Raw genomic sequence first — 14,886 nt, 5'->3', positions numbered from 1 at the left:
GACATCCCAATTCGAGATTCATATACACCCTCACATGTTCCGGCGTAGCTCAGCGGTAGAGCAGTTGACTGTTAATCAATTGGTCGTAGGTTCGATCCCTACCGCCGGAGCCAAATCTCTCGCAAGAGACTGATTTCAAAGAGAAAAGCCCAGAGTTCGCTCTGGGCTTTCTTTTTTCCGGCGTCCCAAACGCACAAACGCGGCACGGACCGACGAAGGCCGCGGCACATGGCTCTGACGACGAACTGCCCGCGATGCTCGGCCGCGAACGCGTATCTCACTTTGCATTCCAGGCGAAATAAGCGGGGACCATTTTTAAGATGTCGCGCTCCTCCGAGACCCGTGCCAGTTCCTTCTTCAGCCGACAGATCTCGGCATCCGTCTCCGCGTCGCTAGCCGACGCTTTCGAGAACTTCTTCCTCCAGAAGCAGAGGGAGCATTGGCTCACGCCCAAGCGCTCGGCCACCTCTCTGACCGGGTAGACCCTCTCCGTGATCTGCGCGACGGCATCTCGCTTGAAATCGTCGCACGATCCTGATCATCGGGAAGCAGGCGTATTCCTGAAGACGATCAGAGCCGAAATTTAGCTTTGTGCCGGAAACTTGATACAGACGCGCAGCCCGTCGGAGCCGTCCACGGTCAGCGTCGCATCATGCTGGAACGTCAGGGTCCGGATCAGGCGCCAGCCGAGTGAATTCGACCGTTCCGGACGCTCGGCATCCGACGGCAAGCCGATGCCGTTGTCAGAGACGACCAGGGCGATCCCGCTTTGCAGGTCGCCGGAGACGTCGACGCGAATGGTTCCGCTCTCCCTGCCGGTAAAGGCATATTTGAACGCATTGGTGATGAGCTCTCCGATGATGAGCCCAATGTCGATGGCGAGCTTGCTGTCGAGCATCAGCTCTGCGCAGGTCACCTCGATATTGGCGTCGAGGCTTTCGCCGCTGAACGCACGCTCCGAAGTTCTCGCGACTTCGGCAGCCATCTGCGCGAGATCCACCTTTCCGGTCTCCTTCCCGCGCTGCATCAATTCGTGGGCCTTGGAGAGCGCCCCGACACGGACTTCGAGTTCGGTCAGAACCTGCTGGGTCTCCGGTTGTTGGGCCCGCGACTTGCTCATACGAATGAGCGCGGCGATGAGCGCGAGGTTATTGCCGGTCCGGTGGTGTAGCTCCTGCATCAGCAGGTCGCGTTCGGTGATCCCCTCCGAGAGTTCGCGGTTCTGTTCGCTGAGGGCCGCTGTCGGGTCCTTCATGCTGAGATCGTTTAGCGCTTCTGTCGCCTGATCGATGAGCCGGGCATCCGCCGGCAGATTTGCCGACGAGCGGAAAACCGCCTCGATCCGAGTTCCTTCGTGACCGGTCTCGACATCGAAACGCGTTGCGATGCGCTGCACACCGCGAAGCCCCAGCCCCATCCCCGTCGAGGAGGAAGGCGCCCCATCCGGCTGAAGTTTCTCCTTCGGGATGCCGCGCCCCTGGTCGGTCACGAGAAGCCCGAGTGCCGGTTTGCCTTCCACCTCGGTGAGCGAGAAGGTCGCGCGTCCCTTCTGCCCATGTTCGATTGCATTGCGACCGAGTTCGACGACGGCGGTGACGGCCCGTGTGCGCTCGAACGCGCCGAATTGCAGGACGTTGGTGAGCGTCATGGCGACATCGCGCAGCCGGGCCACGTCGGCGCTCTTCTCAAGGGTCACGGTGGTGAGTTTTGCCATGGTAACTGGTCGCCTCCCCGGTTTATGCGCATGACGACGATGCTCGCATCATCGCGCCCGCGGAACGCGCGATCCAGAAGAAATCCGGCGATCAACAGCGGGCTTTTCTTCAGCAATCCGGGCGGAAAATGCGCCTCCCGCAAGGTTTTCAAACCGTCGCTATGCAGGATCACCATGTCCCCCGCCTCCAGTTGCACGGCTTCCTCGTAGCCATGAGTCGCCGCGCCACCGATGCGACCGTCGCGCACCGCCAGCCGCCTGATACCCTTCGCGCCGATCAGCAAGGTCGAGATATTGCCAAGCGCCGCGTAACGTAGCTCCATCTGCGGCTGTGCGACATGCATCAGAGCTACCACCGCCCCGCGTCGACCGACCAGCCGCTCGGTAATCTGGCGCATCAGCTTACCTGGCTCCGACGAAAGCCCGCCCGCGGCGCCTGCAGCTGCGATCACCTCGCCGGCGGCTTCGGCGGCGGCGGGGCCATGCCCAAGGCCGTCGCAGAGCAACACATCGGTCGCCCGCGGGGTCTGCCGGATCTGAAAGTCGTCGCCGCAGGTGTCTTCGTTCGGGTGGCAAACACGCAGCCCCACCGCTTCGACGCCGCAATCAGCACCGCTGCTTTTCCCGCCGAAGGTGCATACGATCGTCGTTCCGGTGTCCGGCGAACTGAAAATGTCGAACGTATCCGAGAGGCGCACGATCGCCCCGAGCCCGAGACCGGCGGAGTCAGTCGAGCTTTCGCCATCTTGGAACATCCGGTCGATATCCGAGATCCCCGGCCCTCGATCCGTGAAGATCATGTTGATGACGTCGGCACCGGGCTGGCGCACAAGTTCGATCAGGGCTCGCCCGCGCTCTGCGTAGCGCAGCATGTTGGTCGCGGCCTCCGTAGCCACGATCGCGAGTTCGCCGACGCGTGTCTCGGGAAGACCGATCGCGACCCCATGGCGCCGCGCGAGCCGCCGAACGACTGCCACGGCACTGCGATCATCAATTTCCACCCACTGGTTCATAGCTTCACGCTCATGGAAACGGTTGTGCCCTTGCCGGGGGCAGAGCGGACCTCGAACCCGTGTGAAAGGCGCTTGGCGCCGCCGAGCCCTCTGCCGAGGCCTCCCGCGGTCGTGTAACCGTCGGACATGGCCAGCGTTACGTTTTCGATTCCCGGCCCCTCGTCGCGGCATTCGACGCGCAGATACTCGGAACGGTCGTCGAGATAAATTGAAATCTTGCCGCCGCCTCCGTGCACGATTGCGTTGCGAGTGATTTCGCTCACAGCCGTCGCAAAACGGGTGATCCGCACCGCCGACAGCCCGCGCTCCTTGAGAATTCGAGCGACGGCCTGACGCGCAGCGACCACATCGCGGCTGGTCGCAAGCGTTATCTCCGCGACGGCTGGTCTGCTGGATGTTTCGTTTGGATCAGGCACGCCGCAACTGAGTGAGTGCATGGGTCAGGCTGAGCGCCGTGCGGGTCTCGGGCAGATACATCCCCAGTTCGACCAAGGTCACCGCAACCGCTGGACGCATCCCGACAACGTAGGTTTCCGCGGCCAGCAGCTTGGAAATGCCAGCGAGCTGGGCAATGACGCGCCCGACGAAGGTATCGACGATCTCCAGCGAACTGATGTCGAGGATCACGCCCTTGACGTTCTCCTTGGCGATCCGGTTGGAGAGCGTGTCCTGCAGTTCCACGATTTCCGTATCGGTGACGTCGTCCTGAATGGAGACCAGAAGCGCGTTCTCGACCAGGTTTATGGACGTCACACCCGACACGTCAGGAGACCTCGCTGGTTTTGATGACGTAGCCGACCTTCTGCAATGCATCGGCCAGGGCCGTGCGGATGCTGGACCGGGTGGACACGGTGCCCACGTCGATGCCGAGCTGCACCATGGTCTGCGCGATCATCGGGCTGATGCCGCTGATGATGCATTCCGCGCCCATCAGGCGCACGGCGGCCGCGGCCCGCAAAAGGTGCTGCGCCACCTGCGTGTCGACCGTGCCGACACCGGTAATGTCCATGATCACCACCTCGGCCTGCCGCTCGAGAATGGTCTGCAACAGGTTCTCCATGACCTCCTGCGCCCGGGCGGAATCCAGAGTGCCGATCAGCGGCAGCGTGAGAACGCGATCCCAGAGTTCGACCACCGGGGTCGACAGCTCGAGCATTTCCTGACGTTGGCGCTCTATGATCTGGTCGCGCTCGCCGATGAAGATCTCGTTGGTGTAAATCGCGAAAGCATCGACGAGACGGGTCACCATCAGCACGTCGCTGATAAGCTTCCCGCTTTCGACATCCGTCATCGCCTCGAGCCGCTTGAACAGCGGAGCTTTGAGGGCGAGCACGAATGTCGCCATCTCGGTCGGCGTGACGCCACGGCCGACGCGCTCCTTGCTGACGTCTGCGAGGACGGCACGCAGGTCTTCCCATTCGTCGTCGTCCAGGCTGAACTCTTCGTTTACGACGCCGGCACGGATACCCTTGGTGAAGGCTTTCAGAAGTTCCTGGTTCTGCGCACGACTCTCGGAGTCGGAGAACAGGTCAGAGCGTTTCACGCCCTCTTTCACCTGAGTGCCTAGCCACTCCTCGACGACACCTGAGAAATCAGTTTCGAGTATGGTCAGGATATTTGCCGTCGCTGTCTGCGGCATGTGCAGGAACTCCCGTTCTTATGAATAAAACAGGTAAGCCAATTAGCTGCGGCAAAGTCAACGCATGGTCTTCAATCTTGCCCCGAGGACAAGCCCCTGATCGTCGACGTCCACGGGCACTGCGATCTTGCAAACCGGTCAATGGAACCGACGTCCCTGTCACTCGAAATCGCAAAAGCGAATGCGCCGAACACCGTTCGTGACGAACCGCATCACTCAGCTGAGCCCTGAGAGCCTCTTCACGCGATGCACCATCTCGTCGAAATCAAACGGTTTCAAAAGGACTTCGGCGTCGACCTGAGCCGGCCCTGTCGCGGCCTCTTCGTCATATCCGGTCATGAATATGATTTTCAGGTCTTCGCGGGACTCTTTCGCCCGGGATGCGAGTTCACGACCCGTCATCCCGCCGGGCAAGCCGATATCCGTCAGCAGAACCGACACCCCCGGCTGTTCGTGCAGCAACGCGAGGCCGTCAGCCGCGTTCCCGGCTTCGTAGACAGTGAACCCTGCCTCTTCCAAGGCCTCCACCACGACGAAGCGCACGATGACTTCGTCATCGACCACGAGGATCGAGTGATCGGCGCTCGCGGCCGGAGCTTCAGCCACCGGACGCTGCGCAGTGGGGAACTCGATCGCCGCCGTAGAGCGCGGCAGAAAAATGTTCACTGTCGTCCCCACACCGCAATCGGCTTCGATCGTAGCGCATCCGCCGCTTTGCCGCGCAAACCCATAGACCATCGAGAGGCCCAAGCCGGTGCCTTTACCGCTGGGCTTGGTGGTAAAATAAGGATCGAACGCTTTCGATATCTCTTCTGCGGACATCCCCGTTCCGGTGTCACGCACGGAAAGGCGCAGGTAGTTACCGGGCTGAAGTTCCGAATGTCCATCTTGTATGACTTCGTTGGCCGTGCTGATCGTGATCGTGCCACCGTCGGGCATGGCATCGCGCGAATTGATGCAAAGATTTAGCAGCGCACTCTCGAGCTGGTTCGGATCGACCATCGCGGGCCAAGGCGCTGCGCTGTGCTCCGTTCTGATCAAGATGTGCGGCCCGATCGTGTGCCGCAACAGGTCCTCCATCCCGTGCACCAGCTGGGGAACGTCGGTGGGCTTGGGCATGAGCGACTGCTGACGCGAGAAGGAAAGCAAGCGCTGGGTGACGCCTGCGGCACGTTCGGTCGACGATCGCGCGGCTTCCAGATACCGCAGGATTTCCTCGGGACGCCCGTCTTCAAGGCGCTTCGCGACGAATTCGAGGGATCCCGAAATCGCGGTGAGGAGATTGTTGAAGTCGTGAGCGAGACCGCCGGTCAATTGCCCCACGGCCTCCATTTTCTGGGCCTGCCGGAGTTTCTCCTCCTGCTGCATCAGTTTCGCGGTCTGCTCTTCGACGCGCTGCTCCAGAGTCTCATTCAGCTGAGACAGCGCCGCGGCCGCCTTGTCGCGCTCCTCGAGAATGGCGCGCCGATCATCGAGATCCATGAGAACGCCTGCGAAAATGCGCGGTGTTTGCGATTCCATCCGGCCGTTGGCTTCGACCCAGTGATAGCGCCCGTCGGCCCGCCGAACACGGAACTGATGCGCGTAAGGCGACGTCTGCTGCGTCGCGCGGTCGATCGCCGCCATCAGACCCGGCTTGTCGTCCTCGTGCACGTTTACGACAATCTGCTCGATGGTCAGGCCTTCGACAGCCCGCGCGGGGTCGAGCCCCATGCTGCGGGAAAAGTCGTCATCGAGGTCGAAGGTTTCGCTGTCGAGATACCAGACCCAAGTGCCCAGGATCGCCCCGGCCGAGAGCGCTCGCGCGACGTGACGCGCGTTCTTTTCCGCGCGCCGCTGGCTTTCGCGTAGCTCGCGCTCCTTCTGTTTGCGATCGGTGATATCGCGAAAGAGAACCGCGACCTGAGCTTTGCTTGCGGGCTCCACCCGCCTCGCAGAGACCTCGATGTGCCGCCCGACCTCAACGAATTCGCGCTCGAACCTCAGAGGCTCCCCGGTTCTGAGCACTTCGCCGTAGATTTTCACCCACTCGTCCCCATCTTGCGGAGCGACATCGAAAACGGTCTTGCCGACAATGCCGTCAATCCCGGTATGCCTCTCGTAACCGGAATTGGCTTCGATATGGACGTAGTCGCTGAGTGGGCCTCTGGGACCGTCGATGAACTGGATGACGCAGAACCCGTCATCGATCAACTCCATCAAGGCCTTGTAGCCAGCGTCAGGAGCAGTTTGGTCCTCGGCGCCGCGTGCTCCCGGCATCAAAGCGTCTTGCGAATTCACTTAATCGGTCCAATGCAGATTGGGTTTTCTGAACGAGCGCAATAGTTAGAGCTTTTTGTGAATCTTACAAACAGCATTTGACCCAAATGGGCCAGAAACAAAAGCACGCAAAGACGCCCCGCCAACACTCATCCAGCAGCTAATCTCGCGTGACAAATGTGGGAAGGGCCATTTGGCACGCGCTGACCGACAACGCCCATGATCCCGAGAAGGTGCGGCGCATCAACGCAAATGACAGGTTGCACCGTGCTGGCCGAGGCTAGGGCAATCATCCCCAAGTCAGGCCGGTTGCCCGGTGTCGACGGCAAGGCCAAAATGTCGAAACCCGGTGATAATGCCATTGCGCTGTCCGCATCGCCGGAGAAGATCCGAAGCGCGGTTCGGGCAATGTTCACCGATCCGAGCGACCTGCGTGTCGAAGATGCGCCCCGCTGCCTCGCGCTCAAGCTCTTGCAAGGCGTTGCCCCCGTGATCACCGCAGCTTCGTGGCAATCTCTTCCGGCTTGTGTCGCTTCGTAGCCATTCTGATCCTCCGTTTTTCTAAACAAAACGGCGGACCACTTCATTGGGGGAGGATCAACGGACGCATTCGCGCTGTTCCAAACCGCCCCGCCCATGCGATGCTGACGCCAAGATGCGGATCGCGAGCCTCAACACCCAAAACATGCGCCTGCTACCGAACCGGGAGCTGGGGCGGCTGCATGGGGCTTGGGACAGCGACGACCCCGAGGACCCGCGCCTCGATCCGATCGACCGGCGGTTGACGGCCGATCTGCTCGCCGGGATCGACGCCGATCTGGTCGCGCTGCAAGAGGTGTTCGACATCGCGACCCTGGAGCACTTCCACGCGCGCTACCTGCTGCCCACCGGCACGCGGCCTTACCCCGAGCGGGTCTGCCTGCCGGGCAATGACGGGCGCGGGCTCGATTTGGCGGTGCTGTCGCGCCGCGCGCTGGGAGCGGTGCGCAGTCACGCAGCGCTGACGCCGGGCGATCTGGGGCTGGAGCTGCCCGAGGGCGTCGATCCCGAGATGCCGATCTTCCGGCGCGATTGCCTGATGGTCGAAGTGGGCGCGCTGACGCTGTTCATCACGCATTTCAAATCGCCCTACCCCGACGAGGCCGCCGCCTGGCGCACCCGGCACCTCGAGGCGCTGGCGACGCGGGCGCTGATCGAGCAGCACTTCGACAATCCGGCCGAAGCGCTCTGGCTGATCCTTGGCGATCTCAACGAACCCGACGCCTCCGAGCTACCTCTGCCCCGCGCGACGGCGCCGCTTGAACACGGGTTCAGCGTGGATCTGATGGCGCGGATGCCCCGGCCCGAACGCTGGACCTATTACGACCCCCATTCGGCGCGCTACCATTGCCCCGATGTGCTGTTCGCCTCGCCCGCGCTCGCCGCGCGCTACCCCGATGCGGTGCCGCGTATCTTGCGCAAGGGCTTGGGCACCGAGGCCGCCCGCTATCAGGGCGAGCGCCTGCCCGGCATCGGCCGCCACCGCCCCCATGCAAGCGATCACGCGGCCGTCGCGATCGACCTGCCGGGGCTGTGAGCGCGGCTAGAGCTCGAAGCTGTGATGCAGCTCGGGCATAACGACCTTCGCCGGGTCGAGCCCTTTCGCGAAGACCTCCATCGACTTTTTCTCGCCATGCACGAGGAAGATCTTTTCCGGGTGGCGGGTGCGGGCCAGCCAGCGTTTCAGATCGGTCTGGTCGGCATGGGCGGAAAAGCCGTTGATCGTGTGGATCTGCGCACGCACCGGGATCTCCTCGCCGAAAAGCTTCACATGTTTCGCCCCGTCCACGATGATCCGCGCGAGCGTCCCTTCGGCGGCGTAACCCACGAAGATCACAGCACTTTCTTGCCGCGCGAGATTGTGGCGCAGGTGGTGGCGCACGCGCCCGCCCGTGCACATCCCCGAACCCGCCATGATCACCGCGCCCGAGCGGATCTCGTTGAGTGCGATCGAATCCTGCGTCTCGCGGGTGAAATGCAGCTCGGGCAGCTGGAACGGGTCGCGCCCCTTGTGGATGATATTGGCCAGTTCCGGGCGCAGCGCCTCGTCATGGCGCGCGAAGATCCGGGTCGCGGAGATCGCCATCGGAGAGTCGAGGAACACCCGCAGCGATTTCTCGATCTCGCCCGAGGCCATCCCCTCGCGCAGGAACCACAGCAACTCCTGCGCACGCTCCAGCGCGAAGGTCGGGATGATGACATTGCCGCCCCGCCCCGTGGTCGCGCGGATCGCGGCGAGGAATTCCGCGATCGAGGCCTCGAGCCCGCGATGGTCGCGCTCGCCATAGGTGGTTTCCATCACCACGATATCTGCATCCTCCGGCGGGTCGGCATCGTTGAGAAGCGGGCGATTGTCGGGGCCCAGATCGCCCGAGAACAGGATCTTGCGGGTGCGGCCATGCTCGGTCAGGTCAAGCCGGATCGAGGCCGAGCCGAGGATATGGCCCGCGTCGAAAAAGGTCGCCTCGATCCCGTCGAACAGCGAGAGCGTCTTGCGATAAGTCGCGTTGCGCCCGAACCGATCGACCGCGTCGAGCGCGTCCATCGTGTCGTAAAGCGCCTCACGCGACCCGCCGCGCCGCCCATGGCGGTGATGACGGCGCGCCTCTTCCTCTTGCAGATGCGCCGCGTCGAGCATCACCAGTCGCGCCAGATCGCGCGTGGCCGAGGTCGCGATGATCTCGCCCTTGAAGCCGCGCTTGACCAGAAGCGGGAGCCGCCCGCAGTGATCGAGATGGGCATGGGTCAGCAATACCATGTCGATCTCTGAGGGCTCGAAGCCGAATTTCGCGGCGTTGTCTTCGACCAGTTCCGAGCGGCCCTGGAACATGCCGCAATCGATCAGGATCTTGCGCCCCGCGCATTCGACGAGATGGCAGGAGCCCGTCACCTCATGCGCGGCACCGTGAAATGAAATCTTCATCCTCTCCTCCCATTGGTTCGTCGATATTGCGACCGAACTGCGCATACCAACGCCCGATATCCTCCCAGATCTCCTCGGCGCTTTCGGCATACCAGAACAGGTCGCGGTCCTCGGGGTCGATCACCCCCTCCTCCACAAGGAAATCCGGATCGAAGACCCGGCTCCAATACTCGCGCCCGACAAGGATCACCGGCAGCGGGCGGATCTTGCGGGTCTGGATCAGCGTGAGCGTCTCGAACAGTTCGTCGAGCGTGCCATAGCCGCCCGGAAACACCACGAGCGCCCGCGCGCGCATCAGGAAATGAAGCTTGCGCAGGGCGAAATAGCGGAAGCGGAAGCACAGGCCGGGCGTGATGTAGGGGTTGGGGAATTGCTCGTGCGGGAGCGTAATATTGAGCCCCACCGTACGCGCGCCCGCATCATAGGCGCCGCGATTGGCGGCCTCCATCATCCCCGGCCCGCCGCCGGTGACGATCACCAGCCGGTTGCCATGCGGGCCCTCGCGCGCGCCGACGATCCGGCCGAAGGCGCGGGCGACGTCGTAATAGCGACTTTTCGCGGCGACGCGTCTGGCAATCTCGACGCGTCGCGTCAGATCGTCATTGCCCGGATCGGCCGCGCTGCGGGCCTCCATCTCGGCCAGCTTCTCATGCGCGGCTTGCGGTTCGGGGATCCGGGTGCCGCCGAAAACCACGATCGAATGGGCGATGCCCTGTTCGCGCAGCAGCGTCTCGGCCTTCTGGTAATCGAGCTGCAGGCGCGCGCCGCGCATGTCGTCGCGGTTGAGGAAATCGACATCCTCATCGGCCTGCAAGTAATTCGGATGCGCCATGATCTCGCGGGTCAGATCGGGGGCGCGGACATCCTCGTGGCTGGGCTTGGGCTCGCACCACGGCAGATCGACCTCGCGCGCCACGTCATCGGCGGGCTGGGGCTTGGCGCGTTCCCCTTCGATTGTCTCCGACATCGGCTCCTCCTCGATTACCGAACCGGCAGGCTTGCGGTGGCAAGCTCCACGATCTCCTCGGTGATTTCGTCCTGCCGCAGGCTGCGCGAGGTTTGGATCAGCTCGGTCAGCGTGTCGGAGGTATTGTCCTGAGCGGCGATCATTGCGCGCATCCGGGCCTTGTCAACGGCGGAGTAAAATCCGGCCACGGTAGCGGCGGGGTGCTCCTGCTGCGGGCGACGGTGAAATCGCTAGGCTGACCCTTCTATCAACCCGGGAGATTTATTGGCTTAATCACCTGTGCGGACTACCGAAAAATTCCCTGCCGCGCCGAATTCGAATATCTAGCCCTGGAACACCCAGATGTAGCAAAAACCAAGAGGCCACGCAGAAAAACAATAACGCATGCAATGCCTTAAGCATGAAGGCAAGACCGATCAACTCCTTACCGCCGGCAGCCAAAGTTCTCGCAAGAGATTGATTTCAAAGATCAAAGCCCAGAGTTCGCTCTGGGCTTTCTGTTTTCCGGCTTCCCGTCGCGGCGCGGCGATTTCAGCGTCCTGCTAAAAGTCTGCCGCATCGAGGAAATCGCCGACCAGCCTGTTGAACCGGTCCGGTTTCTCCATGTGAACGTTATGCGCGCAGCCGGGCATCACGGCGAGATCCGCCCCCGGGATGCCGCGCCAGAGCGCTTCGGGCTGCGTCCAGTCATAGGAGCGGTCGCGGCTGCCCCAAAGGACGAGGGTCGGGCTTGCGATCGCGCCAAGAGCGGGCGTGCCATCCCAAGCTTCCCAGGCCGTGAGGCTTGCGAGTGCGGCCTGCTGGCGCGCCTTCTGCCCGAGCGACAGGCAGAGCGGAAATCCCTCCGCCGCCTCTCCCTGCCGGAACCATGTCGCCGCGATCCGCCGCGCGGTCGCGGGCACCCCGTCGCGCAGAAGCCGTTCACGGGATTGCGCGATCGTCTCGAACCGACCCGGCATCACGCCGCGCGGCCCGGTGCCGTAGAGTATCAGCTTGCGGATGCGCGTGGGGGCCAGCCGGATCATCTCCTGCACGACCATGCCGCCCATCGAATGGCCGAGAAGATCGAAGCGCTCGACCTCGAGCCGGTCGAGAAGTCCGAGCACCATGCGCGCGTGACCTTCGATGCTCTCGGGCGCCTCCAGCGCTGCGCTTGCCCCGAACCCCGCGAGATCGGGACATATGACATCGCGGAACGGGCTGAAATGCGCAAGCTGCGCGTCCCACATTGCGCTGCCGCCGAGATAGCCGTGCACGAGGACGAGGGGCGGCCCGTTGCCTGCCCGGGTGAAGGACAATTCCGGCATCCCTGCCTCCCTTCTCCGTCCGCGCTCCGCGTCAGCCCTGGACCTGCGCCGGACGCAGGTCGAAATGTTCCTCGGGGAAGAACTTGGAAAGCCGGATATCGGCGGACCGCGCATGCCCCTCCATCCCCTCGAGCCGCGAGATTCGTGCCGTCGCCTCCGCGAGCGGTCGGGCCGCCTCGCGGGTGGCGCGCTGCCAGGTGATCGTCTTCATGAACTTGTGCACCGAGAGCCCGCCAGTGTAGCGCGCGGCCCCAGAGGTCGGCAGCACATGATTGGGGCCCGATGTCTTGTCACCGAAGGCTACGGTCGTCTCTTCGCCGAGAAACAGCGAGCCGTAGGATTTCAGCCGGGCCAGCCACCAGTCGAGATCCCGACACTGCACGTGCAGATGCTCGGGCGCGAGTTGATCGGCGAACCGCGCCATCTCCTCGGCGCCGTCGCACAGGATGACTTCCGCGAAATCCGCCCAGGACGCTTTCGCGCTGTGGCGATTGAGTTCCGGCAGGGTCTCTATCAGCTCCGGCACGAGGCGCATGACCTGATCGGCCAGAGCGCGATCGGAGGTGACGAGCCAGACGGGCGAGTTGTAGCCATGCTCCGCCTGCCCCACCAGATCATAGGCGACCATCTCGGGATCCGCCGTGGCATCGGCGATCACCATGCTGTCGGTCGGGCCAGCGAACATGTCGATGCCGATCTGGCCGAAGAGGATCCGCTTGGCCTCAGCGACATATTGGTTGCCGGGTCCGACGAGGATATCCGCCTTTGGCAGGCCGAACAGACCATTGGCCATCGCGGCCACCCCCTGCACGCCGCCCATCGAAAGGATCACGTCGGCGCCGCACAGGTCCATCGCGTAGAGGATCGCGGGCGGGATGCCGAGACCGGGCCGCGGCGGCGAACAGGCGGTGATGTGGGGCACGCCCGCGACCTTGGCAGTGGTGATCGTCATGATCGCGCTGGCAACGTGGCTGTAGCGCCCGCCGGGCACGTAGCAACCGGTGGCCGAGACCGGGATCTGCTTCTGCCCGGCGGTCAGGCCCGGAAGTATCTCGATCGTGCAATCGGTGACCGTCGCGCGCTGCGCCTCGGCGAAGCGGCGCACGTTGTTATGGGCAAACTGGATATCGGCCTTGAGCGGCTCGGGCACGGCGGCGCTGGCGGCGGCGCGCTGCTCCGGGGTGACGACGATCTCGCCGGTCCATTTGTCGAGTTCTCTTGCATAGTGACGCGCCGCGTCCTCGCCGCCGGCCGCGATCTTCGCCAGCATCTTCGAGACGATGTCATGCACGCCTTCCTGATCCGCCTCGGCTGTCCGGACGGCTTTCTTCAAGTAGATCATGGTGGTTCTTCCCGTTACATTCTGCCCTTCCAGGGCACGAGGCGACGCTCGACGAAGCGCATCAAGAGATCGAAAGCGAAGGCGATCGCGGCGATCACGAAGATCCCCATGATCACGACCGGTGTCTGCAGGAACTGGCTGGCGGAGAGCACCATGTAGCCAAGCCCCTTGGTCGAGGCGACCATCTCCGCGGCGACCAGCGTGGTCCAGCCGAAGCCGACCCCGATCCGCATCGCCGTCAGGATCTCCGGCATCGCGGAGGGCATGATGACATAGCGCATCACCTGCCAGCGTGTCGCACCGAAGGAATAGGCGGCGTGGATCTGCTCGATCGCGGCGGATTTGACGCCAGAGCGCGCCCCCAGCACGACCGGCGCGAAGACCGACAGGAAGATCAGCAGGACCTTGGAGGTCTCGCCGATGCCGAACCAGATGATCATCAGCGGCAGGTAGGCGAGCGGCGGAATCGGCCGGTAGAACTCGATCGGCGGGTCGAATATGCCGCGCATGATCGGGCTCATCCCCATCGCGAGCCCCAACGGAATCCCGATCACGCAAGCCAGCAGGAAGGCGCCGAAGACTCGCACGGTCGAAATCACTACGTGATCGAGAAACGAGGTGCCAGTATAGCCGTCGCTCCAGACCGAGAGAAACTTCGACACGATCGCCATCGGCGAGGGCACGAAGAGCGGCTTCACCCAGCCCATGAAGGTCACGAGCCACCAGACGAAGAAGAAAAACAGGATCGAGCCAATCGAGAGCCACAGCGTATTGCCCTGCCCCGGGACGCCGTAGGTCTGACCGGGCTTGGTCGCGCGCGAGCGGGAAATCCGCGCCCACAGTCCGGGCGGTTTCGTCGGGGTTTGAGTTGTTTGCTCCGTCATGCCGCGGCCTCTTCGTCGGCGAAGATGATCTTCAGGACTTCTTCGCGAAGTTCGATGAATTTCGGGGAGGCCTTCACCTGTCGGGCGGGCATCCCATCGAGAAACTGCCGCGAGAACGGCAGGTCGAATACGTGGGTGATCCGCCCCGGGCGCGGCGACATGACCACCAGCTTGGTGCCCATGAACAGTGCTTCCTCCACGCTATGCGTGATGAAGAAGACCGATTTATGGGTGTCGTTCCAGATGTTCAGGATCAGTTCCTGCGCCTTTTCGCGGGTCAGCGCGTCGAGCGCGCCCAGCGGCTCGTCCATCAGCAGAACGCGCGGATCGCAGGTAAGCGCGCGGGCGATGCCGACGCGCTGCTGCATCCCGCCGGAAAGCGAGTACACCGGCGCGCCCTGAAACCCGTCGAGCCCGAGCATGCTCAGGAACCTGTTGGCGACCTTCTTGCGCTCGGCCTCGGCGACGCCCTGAATCTGCAGGCCGAAAGCCACGTTGTCCAAAACGTTCAGCCACGGCAGGAGCGCGTGTTTCTGAAACACCACCGCGCGGTCCGCGCCCGGGCCGGAGACCTGCTCGCCATCGAGCATCAGCGCCCCCGAGGACGGCGACAGAAACCCCGCGATCAGGTTGAGAAGCGTGGATTTCCCACACCCCGATGCGCCGAGCGCCACGACGAATTCATCGTCCTCGATTGTCAGGTTGATCCGGCTCAAGGCCTCGACGGGCGGGCGACCATCCGCCGCTGGATAGACGACCGATACGTCCTCGACATTTAATCCCACGTCGCTGCTCCCTC

Annotated in this window: 15 protein-coding genes, 1 tRNA gene and 1 pseudogene; 3 read left to right on the top strand and 14 right to left on the bottom strand. The window is 63.2% G+C overall.

The annotated features are described in order from the left end of the window. Positions 1-38: 38 nt before the first annotated feature. Positions 39-113, top strand: a tRNA-Asn gene (locus BMG03_RS09615). On the opposite strand, the pseudogene BMG03_RS09610 reads toward BMG03_RS09615, so the two are convergent. The 7 genes and pseudogenes from BMG03_RS09610 to BMG03_RS09580 all read right to left on the bottom strand — a co-directional run. Then, positions 108-496: pseudogene (locus tag BMG03_RS09610) on the bottom strand (transposase); the annotation flags it as partial. The gene BMG03_RS09615 and the pseudogene BMG03_RS09610 sit on opposite strands and share 6 nt — an antisense overlap. Positions 497-583: 87 nt before the next feature. Then, entirely contained in the window at positions 584-1,672 is a 1,089-nt protein-coding gene (locus BMG03_RS09605; protein WP_167733392.1) for an ATP-binding protein, read from the bottom strand. A gap of 20 nt (positions 1,673-1,692) precedes the next feature. Beyond that, the gene (locus tag BMG03_RS09600; protein WP_075774714.1) at positions 1,693-2,727 is read right to left on the bottom strand and encodes an anti-sigma regulatory factor; all 1,035 of its coding nucleotides are present in this window, start codon (positions 2,725-2,727) and stop codon (positions 1,693-1,695) included. Beyond that, positions 2,724-3,143: an ATP-binding protein gene (locus BMG03_RS09595; protein ID WP_240497022.1), complete on the bottom strand. Its 420-nt coding sequence runs from the start codon at positions 3,141-3,143 to the stop codon at positions 2,724-2,726. Before BMG03_RS09595 ends, BMG03_RS09600 begins: the two co-directional genes overlap by 4 nt. Beyond that, complete coding sequence (locus tag BMG03_RS09590) at positions 3,136-3,480, bottom strand: STAS domain-containing protein (protein ID WP_232621759.1); 345 nt, start codon at positions 3,478-3,480, stop codon at positions 3,136-3,138. The genes BMG03_RS09595 and BMG03_RS09590 overlap by 8 nt, the downstream gene beginning before the upstream one ends. A gap of 10 nt (positions 3,481-3,490) precedes the next feature. Beyond that, on the bottom strand, positions 3,491-4,366 hold the full coding sequence (locus BMG03_RS09585; RefSeq protein ID WP_075774712.1) for an STAS domain-containing protein: 876 nt from the start codon (positions 4,364-4,366) through the stop codon (positions 3,491-3,493). A 216-nt stretch (positions 4,367-4,582) separates the two neighbouring features. Continuing rightward, positions 4,583-6,625: an ATP-binding protein gene (locus tag BMG03_RS09580; protein ID WP_075774711.1), complete on the bottom strand. Its 2,043-nt coding sequence runs from the start codon at positions 6,623-6,625 to the stop codon at positions 4,583-4,585. A gap of 267 nt (positions 6,626-6,892) precedes the next feature. Between BMG03_RS09580 and BMG03_RS21015 the strand changes: the two genes are divergently transcribed. Further along, the gene (locus BMG03_RS21015) at positions 6,893-7,165 is read left to right on the top strand and encodes a hypothetical protein (RefSeq protein WP_233243227.1); all 273 of its coding nucleotides are present in this window, start codon (positions 6,893-6,895) and stop codon (positions 7,163-7,165) included. 115 nt (positions 7,166-7,280) lie between these two features. Next, the gene (locus BMG03_RS09570; RefSeq protein WP_075774710.1) at positions 7,281-8,201 is read left to right on the top strand and encodes an endonuclease/exonuclease/phosphatase family protein; all 921 of its coding nucleotides are present in this window, start codon (positions 7,281-7,283) and stop codon (positions 8,199-8,201) included. A 6-nt stretch (positions 8,202-8,207) separates the two neighbouring features. On the opposite strand, the gene BMG03_RS09565 is transcribed toward BMG03_RS09570, so the two are convergent. From BMG03_RS09565 to BMG03_RS09535, 7 genes are all read right to left on the bottom strand, one after another. Further along, complete coding sequence (locus BMG03_RS09565; protein ID WP_075774709.1) at positions 8,208-9,587, bottom strand: MBL fold metallo-hydrolase RNA specificity domain-containing protein; 1,380 nt, start codon at positions 9,585-9,587, stop codon at positions 8,208-8,210. Further along, positions 9,556-10,554 carry an LOG family protein gene (locus BMG03_RS09560; protein WP_075774708.1) on the bottom strand — a complete coding sequence of 333 codons (999 nt, stop codon included), beginning with the start codon at positions 10,552-10,554 and terminating at the stop codon, positions 9,556-9,558. The genes BMG03_RS09565 and BMG03_RS09560 overlap by 32 nt, the downstream gene beginning before the upstream one ends. A gap of 14 nt (positions 10,555-10,568) precedes the next feature. Further along, positions 10,569-10,742, bottom strand: coding sequence for a F0F1 ATP synthase subunit gamma (locus BMG03_RS09555; RefSeq protein ID WP_206185792.1), 174 nt, complete (start codon positions 10,740-10,742; stop codon positions 10,569-10,571). 354 nt (positions 10,743-11,096) lie between these two features. Next, complete coding sequence (locus tag BMG03_RS09550) at positions 11,097-11,861, bottom strand: alpha/beta fold hydrolase (RefSeq protein WP_075774707.1); 765 nt, start codon at positions 11,859-11,861, stop codon at positions 11,097-11,099. 31 nt (positions 11,862-11,892) lie between these two features. After that, on the bottom strand, positions 11,893-13,203 hold the full coding sequence (hisD, locus tag BMG03_RS09545) for a histidinol dehydrogenase (RefSeq protein ID WP_075774706.1): 1,311 nt from the start codon (positions 13,201-13,203) through the stop codon (positions 11,893-11,895). 14 nt (positions 13,204-13,217) lie between these two features. Next, positions 13,218-14,087, bottom strand: a complete 870-nt coding sequence (locus BMG03_RS09540; RefSeq protein WP_075774705.1) for an ABC transporter permease subunit — start codon at positions 14,085-14,087, stop codon at positions 13,218-13,220. Then, positions 14,084-14,872, bottom strand: a complete 789-nt coding sequence (locus tag BMG03_RS09535) for a taurine ABC transporter ATP-binding protein (protein ID WP_075774704.1) — start codon at positions 14,870-14,872, stop codon at positions 14,084-14,086. The genes BMG03_RS09540 and BMG03_RS09535 overlap by 4 nt, the downstream gene beginning before the upstream one ends. Positions 14,873-14,886 lie beyond the last annotated feature (14 nt).

It is taken from the genome of Thioclava nitratireducens (assembly GCF_001940525.2).
Lineage (GTDB): Bacteria > Pseudomonadota > Alphaproteobacteria > Rhodobacterales > Rhodobacteraceae > Thioclava > Thioclava nitratireducens.
This window is presented reverse-complemented; position numbering and strand designations above follow the sequence as displayed.